The following is a 4,634-nucleotide window of genomic DNA, read 5'->3' as shown; positions in this document are numbered from 1 at the left end:
ATGGGCGAGCAGGTCGGCGAAGCCCAGCTGATCTACAACTGGGAGGCCCTGCCGGCCGACTCCCGGATGCCCTCCGGGTGCGGGCGGGGCCGCCGCGTGTTCGGATGGCCGGGTGCCCGCCGCCGGCATTCCCCCCGCTCTCCCGGACGTCCTGGTCACCTCCCGTCCGCTGGACGAGTACTGCGCCCTGTTCGGCCTCACCCGGGCCCGGCTCGCCGCCCTGCCCGGCCCACTGCTGGACTGCCCCGGCGGTGCGGCCGGCCTGGCCGCCGAGGCGCGCGAGCTGGGCTGCCGGGTGATCGCCGCCGACCCGGTGTACGCGCTGCCGCCGCCCGCGGTCGCGGACCGCGCCCTGGAAGCCCGCGCGGCGATGGCCGCCGCGATGGCGGCCCGCCCCCAGCTCTACCCCTCGCCCCGCCCGTACCGGCCCGAGCGGTACCTGCGCAGCTGGGACCGCGCCCGGCGGCTGTACACCGCGGACTCGGCCGCCCACCCGCAGCGCTACGTGGCCGCCGCACTGCCCCGGCTGCCCTTCGCGGACGGCGCGTTCGCCCTCACCCTGAGCGGGTACCTGATCTTCGCCTACCCCGAACTCTTCGGTCAGGAGCTCCAGTTGGCGGCGCTGACCGAGCTGGTCCGGGTCACCTCGCCGGACGGCGAGGTCCTGGTCCAGCCACTGAACGACGGGCAGGGCCGCCGCTGCGGCCACCTCGGCCCGCTGCGGCGGGCGCTCGGCGAGCGCCGGATCGCCAGCGAGATCCGCCGCTGCCCCGGGCCGGTGGACGGCCGGACCCGGCGGGTCCTGGTGCTGCGGTCCGCCGACCGCGGGCGCCGGGCCGCTCGGTGACCGGCCCGGCGTGTGGCGCGAGGTGCGGCGCGGTGTGTGGCAGGCCGGGTGGCTCGGGCGTCGGGTCCGCGGGCGATTATGTAATGGTCACTGCTCCGGTTGACCCCTATACTCACCCGCATGATCGAGACGACCATCCGGCGGGCCGGCGCGGCCGACGCCGACCGGCTCACCGCACTCATCCAGGCCTCCTCCACCTACCACGGGGCGTACTTCGCGATGATCGACGGGTACCGGGTGACACCGGACTACGTCGCCCGGCACGAGGTGTGGATGGCCGTGGACACCGAGGGCGACCGCCTGCTGGGCTTCTACGGGATGATCCGCGAACCCGCCGAGCTGGACCTGATGTTCGTCGCCGACGAGGCGCAAGGACTGGGGATCGGCCGCCGGCTGATCGCCGACATGCTCGACCGCGCGCGCGAGGCCGGGATCGAGGGCGTCAAGGTGGTCTCCCACCCGCCGGCCGAGCGCTTCTACCTGGCGGTGGGCGCCGAACGCGTCGGCACCTTCCCCGCGCACGGGAACATCACCTGGGACCGCCCCGAACTGCTCTTCACTCCTTAGGAGTTCACCTCGGCACCGGGCGAAGCCGGCTGCCCCGGCGAGGCCGGTCGGCCCGGCGGGCTCGGCTGGGCCGGTACCACCGGTGCGGTCCGCGGTACGGCCGGCTCCGGCACGAGGGGCAGCACCGGGAGCCGGGAGAGGATCTTCTCCGCCAGCCAGCTGCGGTCCGACCCGTACGGGATGCCCCGCGGGTCGGCCAGCTGTGCCGCCACCGCGTCCCGCAGCCGCTGCTCCCCGGCGGCGGGCAGCCGGGACAGCAGCCCCCGGGCGGCCAGCAGCGCGTGGTACTGCTCGAAGCCCGAGTGCGGGTGCTCGATCGCGTCCAGCACGCTCGACAGGTCCGCCAGCGCCGGGTCGCCCTGCATCAGCGCGAGCGCCTGGATCCGCCGGCCCTCGGAGCCGTCCGCGAAGAGGTCCCGCACCTGGTCCGCGGTGAGCGCCGAGCGCCGCGCGGTCGAGCGGACCTCGGCCACCACGCCCTCCGGCCCGGCCGGCGCACCGGAGGAGGGCGGCAGCTGGCCGGCCAGGGCGGCCGGGCGCTGCGCGCTGCCGCCCAGCAGTCCGAGCTGCTGCATCGCGCGGACCCGCAGGTCGTCCGCGCCCACCTTGTCGCCGTGCCGGTCGCGGTCCTGCCCGGCGAGGAAGAGGTCCAGCGCCTGGTCGGTCTCGGTCAGCGCCTGCGGCAGCGCCAGCCTGGTCACCAGCCAGCCGGCCAGGAAGCCGAAGACCAGGAAGTACAGCACCAGCGCCGCCGCGAACGGCGCCACGCCCTCGCCCCCGCCGAGCGCGGGCGCCAGTGCCGCGCCGAGGTCGTGCATCCGCTCGCCGAGCGAGCCGAGCTGGGTCAGCCCGACACCCAGCAGCACCTTGGTCAGCCAGTCCGAGACCTGCTCCAGATTGGTGTTCGGAGCGTAGGAGCCCTGCGGCTCCCCGGCGCCGGCGCCGCCGCGCACCCGGGGCACCCCGAACAGGAAGCCCAGCGCGCCGCCGAGCACCACCGAGGCCCCGACCACCACCAGCCCGCCGCCGAGCGCCTGCCAGGCGTGCTCCCGGCCGAGCGAGAACAGCAGCAGTCCGACCAGCCCCGTGCCGGCCAGCACCCCGGTGGCGCCCCACTGCGCCCTCCGCGGCGCCGTCCCGGCGTTCAGCCGCCGTGCCTTCGCCATCGCCCACCCCCTGTGTCCGCGCCGCTCCGCTCCGGAGTCCGCGCCGACTCTAGCGTCGCGGCCCCGCCGCGGAAACGCGGACGGCCCGCAGGCTGCTCCTCCGCGCCGGCCCGTGCACTGGCCAGGCGCCGAGGCACCGGGGATGTTCCGGTGGGCCTGCGGGCCGGGTGACTGCTGTGGATTTCGCCTGCCGGAGGCCTGGGGCCTCACCCTGCGCAGGCAGGGGCGGCTCTAGCGAGCAGCCACCTCACGCATCCTGATGGAACTCAATTCAGGATCACCTCCCTTCAGTGTGCTGCCAGCCTAGGCAGCCCCCGGCGGGAGGGCAACGGATTATTTCGCGGTGCCCGCGTCCGCCGTTCAGCCGGTCTTGAGCTGGTCCTTGAACTTGGTGAAGTCGACCGTGTTGTCGGCGGCCGGGGGCTGGACGGTCAGCGGCTTGTCGAACTCGCTGAAGTCGATCTTGCCGTTGCCGTCCTTGGCGCCGGTGTGCTCGATCCGCACCGGGTACGGCTTGCCCTCGGTGGCGATCTGGAGGGTCGAGACCTCGCCCTTGGAGTCGGTGGTCTTCAGGCTGAAGGTCTTCACGCCGTTGACGTTGCCGGCGGAGCCCTTCTCGACCTTGTCGCTGCTCTTGCCCTCGGCGATCTTCTGGCCGAAGTCTGCCAGGTTGCAGACCTTGGTGAGGGAGCCCATCGACGGGTCGCTCTCGAAGCCGGTCAGGTAGCGGCCCTTGAACAGCTCGGCGGCCTTGGCGCCGTCCGGGCCGCCCACGTTGGTCCAGAAGTCCTTGTCCGGCTTGACGTACGAGGTCTTGCCGTCGCTGATGATCTCGAACTTGCCCAGGCCCGGCATCCCCATGGTGCCGGTGCACTGGCTCTTGTTGTCCATCGACAGGTTCATCTCCATCGCACCGTTGCCGGTGTCGACGGTGCCGGCCAGCTTGAGGGAGGTCGCGGAGGCCAGGGCGTCCTTGGCCTGCTTCTGGATCTCCTGGGCGCTGAGCTTGTCGGTGTCGAGCTTCTGCGCGGAGCCCGCCTTGGCGTCGCCGGCCTTCCCGTCGCTCTTGGTGTCGCCGCACGCGGCGGTGCCGGCGGCCAGGACGAGACATATCGCGGCGGTGCTGACCAGTCGCTTCGACAGCATGTGGTGCTTCCTGTCCGGGGTGGCACGAGCGGCCCGAGCACCCCCAATCGGATGAATTTTTCCTCAGTATGGTTCAGGGCCCTGACAGGGGATCATCAGACAGGCCGCTGTTACAGCTTCGTGGCAGGACCGTGCCCCGCCGGAGCCCGGACACGCGAAAGGCCCGGAGGAAGAATCCTCCGGGCCTTTCGGCTACTGAGTAGCGGGGACAGGATTTGAACCTGCGACCTCTGGGTTATGAGCCCAGCGAGCTACCGAGCTGCTCCACCCCGCGTCGGTGAACACAACAATACGGGGAAGTCGCCGAGATGGGAAATCGCCTCCTCAGGGCACCCCGGCCACCCGCCGCCGACGGGGCGCCGCGTGCCGGGCCGTACGGCACCTCGCCCAGGCCGCGAAGCAGACCAGGGCGGTGAAGCAGGGCACCATCAGTGCCCCGTACACCACCAGGAAGCCGTCCGTGCCGAGGTCGGCGGCGGCGTTCCAGGTGCCGTGCAGCACCATCGCCAGCAGCAGCCCGGCCGGCACCGCCAGCCGGGCCAGCCAGCGCCGCGAGGTGGTGAGGGCGACGGCCAGGCCGATCCCGGTGAGCGCGGTGAACAGCGGGTGGGCGAAGGGCGAGAGCAGGGCGCGCAGCACGAAGGTCTGCACGGTGCTGTCGAAGTCGCGCAGGCTGGGAGGGTCGCCGAGGCCGATGCTGTCCAGCCGCTGCCGCTGGTCGCTGCTGAAGGCCCGGCCCAGGTAGAGGGCGTTCTCGGTGAACGCGAAGCCGCAGGCGGTGATCCCGCCGAGCACCATTCCGGCGGCCAGGGTGCGCGGCCGGGAGCGGTGGTGCGGCGCGCCGGAGGGCGGGGCCGGGCGCAGGTAGGGCAGCGGCCGCAGGTACGGGCGCAGCCGCCGGCGGCCGC

5 protein-coding genes and 1 tRNA gene are annotated in these 4,634 nt (G+C 73.3%); 2 read left to right on the top strand and 4 right to left on the bottom strand.

All coding sequences use genetic code 11. The features are described from left to right. Positions 1-112: 112 nt before the first annotated feature. On the top strand, positions 113-847 hold the full coding sequence (locus AB0E96_RS38400) for a hypothetical protein (RefSeq protein WP_359831064.1): 735 nt from the start codon (positions 113-115) through the stop codon (positions 845-847). Between the two features lie 120 nt (positions 848-967). Continuing rightward, positions 968-1,414 carry a GNAT family N-acetyltransferase gene (locus AB0E96_RS38395; protein WP_359831062.1) on the top strand — a complete coding sequence of 149 codons (447 nt, stop codon included), beginning with the start codon at positions 968-970 and terminating at the stop codon, positions 1,412-1,414. Here AB0E96_RS38395 and AB0E96_RS38390 read toward each other — a convergent pair. The 4 genes from AB0E96_RS38390 to AB0E96_RS38375 form a co-directional block, all read right to left on the bottom strand. Next, complete coding sequence (locus AB0E96_RS38390; RefSeq protein WP_359831060.1) at positions 1,411-2,580, bottom strand: hypothetical protein; 1,170 nt, start codon at positions 2,578-2,580, stop codon at positions 1,411-1,413. The genes AB0E96_RS38395 and AB0E96_RS38390 overlap by 4 nt on opposite strands. A gap of 360 nt (positions 2,581-2,940) precedes the next feature. Further along, complete coding sequence (locus AB0E96_RS38385; protein ID WP_359831058.1) at positions 2,941-3,726, bottom strand: hypothetical protein; 786 nt, start codon at positions 3,724-3,726, stop codon at positions 2,941-2,943. A gap of 200 nt (positions 3,727-3,926) precedes the next feature. Further along, positions 3,927-4,000, bottom strand: a tRNA-Met gene (locus tag AB0E96_RS38380). Positions 4,001-4,050: 50 nt separating this feature from the next. Next, the coding region (locus AB0E96_RS38375; RefSeq protein WP_359831056.1) for a PrsW family intramembrane metalloprotease at positions 4,051-4,634 on the bottom strand (584 nt) is incomplete at its 5' end.

The organism is Kitasatospora sp. NPDC036755 (assembly GCF_040636595.1).
Lineage (GTDB): Bacteria > Actinomycetota > Actinomycetes > Streptomycetales > Streptomycetaceae > Kitasatospora.
The sequence above is the reverse complement of the archived record's forward strand: the minus strand, read 5'-3'. Positions and strand labels throughout refer to the sequence as shown.

Excerpts from the sequence above, each read along its gene's own strand:
- AB0E96_RS38395 (WP_359831062.1), top strand. The coding sequence starts at position 968 with ATGATCGAGACGACCATCCGGCGGGCCGGCGCGGCCGACGCCGACCGG.
- AB0E96_RS38390 (WP_359831060.1), bottom strand. The coding sequence starts at position 2,580 with ATGGCGAAGGCACGGCGGCTGAACGCCGGGACGGCGCCGCGGAGGGCG.
- AB0E96_RS38385 (WP_359831058.1), bottom strand. The coding sequence starts at position 3,726 with ATGCTGTCGAAGCGACTGGTCAGCACCGCCGCGATATGTCTCGTCCTG.